Origin of the sequence: Kitasatospora sp. NPDC057512 (assembly GCF_042802135.1) — a bacterium.
Lineage (GTDB): Bacteria > Actinomycetota > Actinomycetes > Streptomycetales > Streptomycetaceae > Kitasatospora.
The window spans coordinates 1-3252 of the sequence record NZ_JBHVET010000853.1; the positions used below are offsets into that span (position 1 = coordinate 1).

At 75.2% G+C, this 3252-nt stretch carries 2 protein-coding genes; both read left to right on the plus strand.

Annotated elements, in window-relative coordinates; all coding sequences use genetic code 11:
• The first annotated feature begins 144 nt into the window (after positions 1-144).
• Complete coding sequence (locus tag ACFU6K_RS34760; protein ID WP_380669960.1) at positions 145-1578, plus strand: FGGY family carbohydrate kinase; 1434 nt, start codon at positions 145-147, stop codon at positions 1576-1578.
• A 125-nt stretch (positions 1579-1703) separates the two neighbouring features.
• Positions 1704-3107 (plus strand): glutamate decarboxylase, encoded by a 1404-nt coding sequence (locus tag ACFU6K_RS34765; RefSeq protein ID WP_380669962.1) that lies wholly within the window; start codon positions 1704-1706, stop codon positions 3105-3107.
• Positions 3108-3252 lie beyond the last annotated feature (145 nt).

A 3252-nucleotide genomic window follows, 5' to 3' on the forward strand; every position in this document is an offset into this window, starting at 1 on the left:
ACCCGGGGCGGTCCGGCCGGGTACCCGCCGTCCGTGACCGGACGGTGACAGCAGGGCCAAGCGCACCCCAACCCGGGGTCGCGAACCCGCAACAGGCCGCCCGGCCCGGACGCGTCCCGGGCCGGGCTGAGGCATGATCTCGGCATGGCCATCGTCGCGGGGATAGACAGCTCGACCAACCGCACCCGGATCGTCGCGTGCGACGCCGACACCGGCGCCGTCCTGCGCTCCGGCAAGGCTCCGCACCCCGTCCCCGAGGACCAGGACCTGCGCCCGGGCGAGGCCGACCCCCAGGTCTGGCTGCACTCGCTCGGCGACGCCGCGACCGGCGGACTGCTGGAGGGCGTCCGGGCGATCGGGGTCAGTGCCCAGCAGCACGGGATGATCGGCCTCGACGCGGGCGGGGTGCTGGTCCGCCCGGCGATCCTCTGGAACGACCCGCGCTCCAGCGGCGCCGCCGCCAAGCTGCTGGACGCCCTCGGCGGCCCGGCCGCCTGGACCGCCGCGATCGGCTCCGTGCCGGCCCCCACGTACACCGTCGCCAAGCTGCGCTGGCTGGCCGAGTTCGAGCCGGCCAACGCCCGCCGGGTCGCCGAGGTGCTGCTGCCGCACGACTGGCTGGTCTGGCAGCTGCTCGGCCACCCCAAGCGCCGCACCACCGACCGCGGCGACGCCTCCGGCACCGGCTACTGGTCGCCGATCACCGGCGAGTACCGGCAGGACCTGGTGGAGCTGGCACTCGGCCACGAGCTCAGACTGCCCGACGTCCTGCCCCCGGCCGAGCCCGCCGGGCACACCCCCGAGGGCCTGCTGATCTCGGCCGGCACCGGGGACAACATGGCCGCGGCGCTGGGCCTGGGCCTCGGCCCGGGCGACGCGGTGGTCTCGCTCGGCAGCGCCGGGACGATCTTCGCGGTGCACGAGGAGGCCGTGGTCGACGCGTCCGGCCTGGTCTCCTCCTTCGCCGACGCCAGCGGCCGGCACCTGCCGATGGTCGCCACCCTCAACGCCGCCCAGGTGCTGCGCTCCACCGCCGCCCTGCTCGGCCGGGACCTGGAGGGCCTGAGCGACCTCGCCCTGCACTCCTCCCCCGGCGCCTACGGCCTGGTGCTGCTGCCGTACCTGGACGGCGAGCGGACCCCCGCGCTGCCGCACGCGGCCGGCACCCTGACCGGCCTGCGGGCCGAGGCGATGACCCCTCAGCACCTGGCCCGGGCCGCCGTCGAGGGCATGCTCTGCAACATCGCCGACGCCCTCGACGTGCTGCGCGCCCAGGGCGTCCCGGTGAAGCGGGTGTTCCTGCTCGGCACGGCCGGGCGGCTGCCCGCCGTCCGGCACATCGCCCCGATGCTGTTCGGCGTCCCGGTCGTGGTGCCACCGCCCGGTGCGCACGCCGCCCGCGGGGCCGCCCGGCAGGCCGCCTGGGCGCTGGCCGGCACCCCGCAGCCGCCGGAGTGGGAGCTGCCGGACGCCGAGACCGTCGAGCCCGACGGGGAGCAGGACCTGGCGATCGGCTCGGCGGTGCGTCAGCAGTACCGGGCCGCCCGCGACCAGGTCCACCCGGAGACGGCGGCCTGACCCCGGAGCGGGGGTGACGGCCGGGCCCCGGAGCGGGGGTGACGGACCGTGCGGATGCGTCGCCCGGCCCCCGGTGGCAGCGTGGGACGGGACACGGCCACCGACCCGAAGGACGGCAGGACGCCATGGCGCTGCACAAGGGGGCCGGCGGTGACCGCCGGCTGAGCATCGGCCCGTACCCGACCATCGCCGACCCGCTGGGCGCGATGAAGCTGGCCCCGCCGCTGCACCGGCTCGGCGAGGTCCCCGTCGCGGCCGAGACCGCGTACCAGCTGATCCACGACGAGCTGATGCTGGACGGCAACGCCAGGCTCAACCTGGCGACCTTCGTCACCACCTCGATGGAGGCCCAGGCCACCCGGCTGATGACCGAGTGCCTCGACAAGAACATGATCGACAAGGACGAGTACCCGCAGACCGCCGAACTGGAGCGGCGCTGCGTGGCGATCCTCGCCGACCTCTGGCACGCCCCCGACCCGGACGCCGCGGTCGGCTGCTCCACCACCGGCTCCAGCGAGGCCTGCATGCTGGCCGGCATGGCGCTCAAGCGCCGCTGGACGCACCGCAACGCCGACCGCTACGCCGCCGGGGCCCGGCCCAACCTGGTGATGGGCGTCAACGTGCAGGTGTGCTGGGAGAAGTTCTGCAACTTCTGGGAGATCGAGGCGCGCACCGCGCCGATGGAGGGCACCCGTTTCCACCTGGACGCCGAGCGGGCGGTCGCCCTGTGCGACGAGAACACCATCGGGGTGGTCGGCGTGCTCGGCTCCACCTTCGACGGCTCGTACGAGCCGGTCGCGGAGATCTGCACGGCCCTGGACGCCTTCCAGGAGCGCACCGGCACCGACGTCCCGGTGCACGTGGACGGCGCCTCCGGCGGCATGGTGGCGCCCTTCCTCGACCCGGAGCTGGTCTGGGACTTCCGGCTGCCCCGGGTGGCCTCGATCAACACCTCCGGCCACAAGTACGGCCTGGTGTACCCCGGCGTGGGCTGGGCGCTCTGGCGCGACCGGGCGGCGCTGCCGGAGGAGCTGGTCTTCCGGGTCAACTACCTGGGCGGCGAGATGCCGACCTTCGCCCTCAACTTCTCCCGGCCCGGCGCCGAGGTGGTGGCCCAGTACTACGTCTTCCTCCGGCTCGGCCGGGAGGGCTTCCGGGCCGTCCAGGGCGCCTGCCGTGAGGTCGCCACCTACCTGGCCGGGCGGATCGGGAGGCTGGACGGCTTCCGGCTGCTGACCCGGGGCGACCAGCTCCCGGTGTTCGCCCTCACCACCGAGGGGGACGTCCCGTTCGACGTGTTCGACGTCTCACGGCGGCTGCGCGAGCGCGGCTGGCAGGTCCCCGCGTACACCTTCCCGGCGAACCGGGAGGACCTGTCGGTGCTCCGGGTGGTCTGCCGCAACGGCTTCTCCCGGGACCTCGCCGACCTGCTGCTGGCCGACCTCGACCGGCTGCTGCCGGAGCTGCGGCGCCAGCCCGTCCCGCTCCGGGAGCTCGGGGTGGCGCCCCGGCCGGGCTTCCACCACTGACCGGTCGCGCGGCCGGTCGTACGGACGGGCCGTGCGGACGTGCGGACGTGCGTGCGGCCGGTCGTACATCGGGGAAACGTCACGGCGGGGAGGACGCAGCGAAGCGCCCTCCCCGCCGGAGCATCCCGGCGGACCGGGGCAGCCT

Bases quoted from the DNA above. Each gene is read 5' to 3' on its own strand.
- ACFU6K_RS34760 (WP_380669960.1), top strand. From the start codon at position 145: ATGGCCATCGTCGCGGGGATAGACAGCTCGACCAACCGCACCCGGATC.
- ACFU6K_RS34765 (WP_380669962.1), top strand. From the start codon at position 1,704: ATGGCGCTGCACAAGGGGGCCGGCGGTGACCGCCGGCTGAGCATCGGC.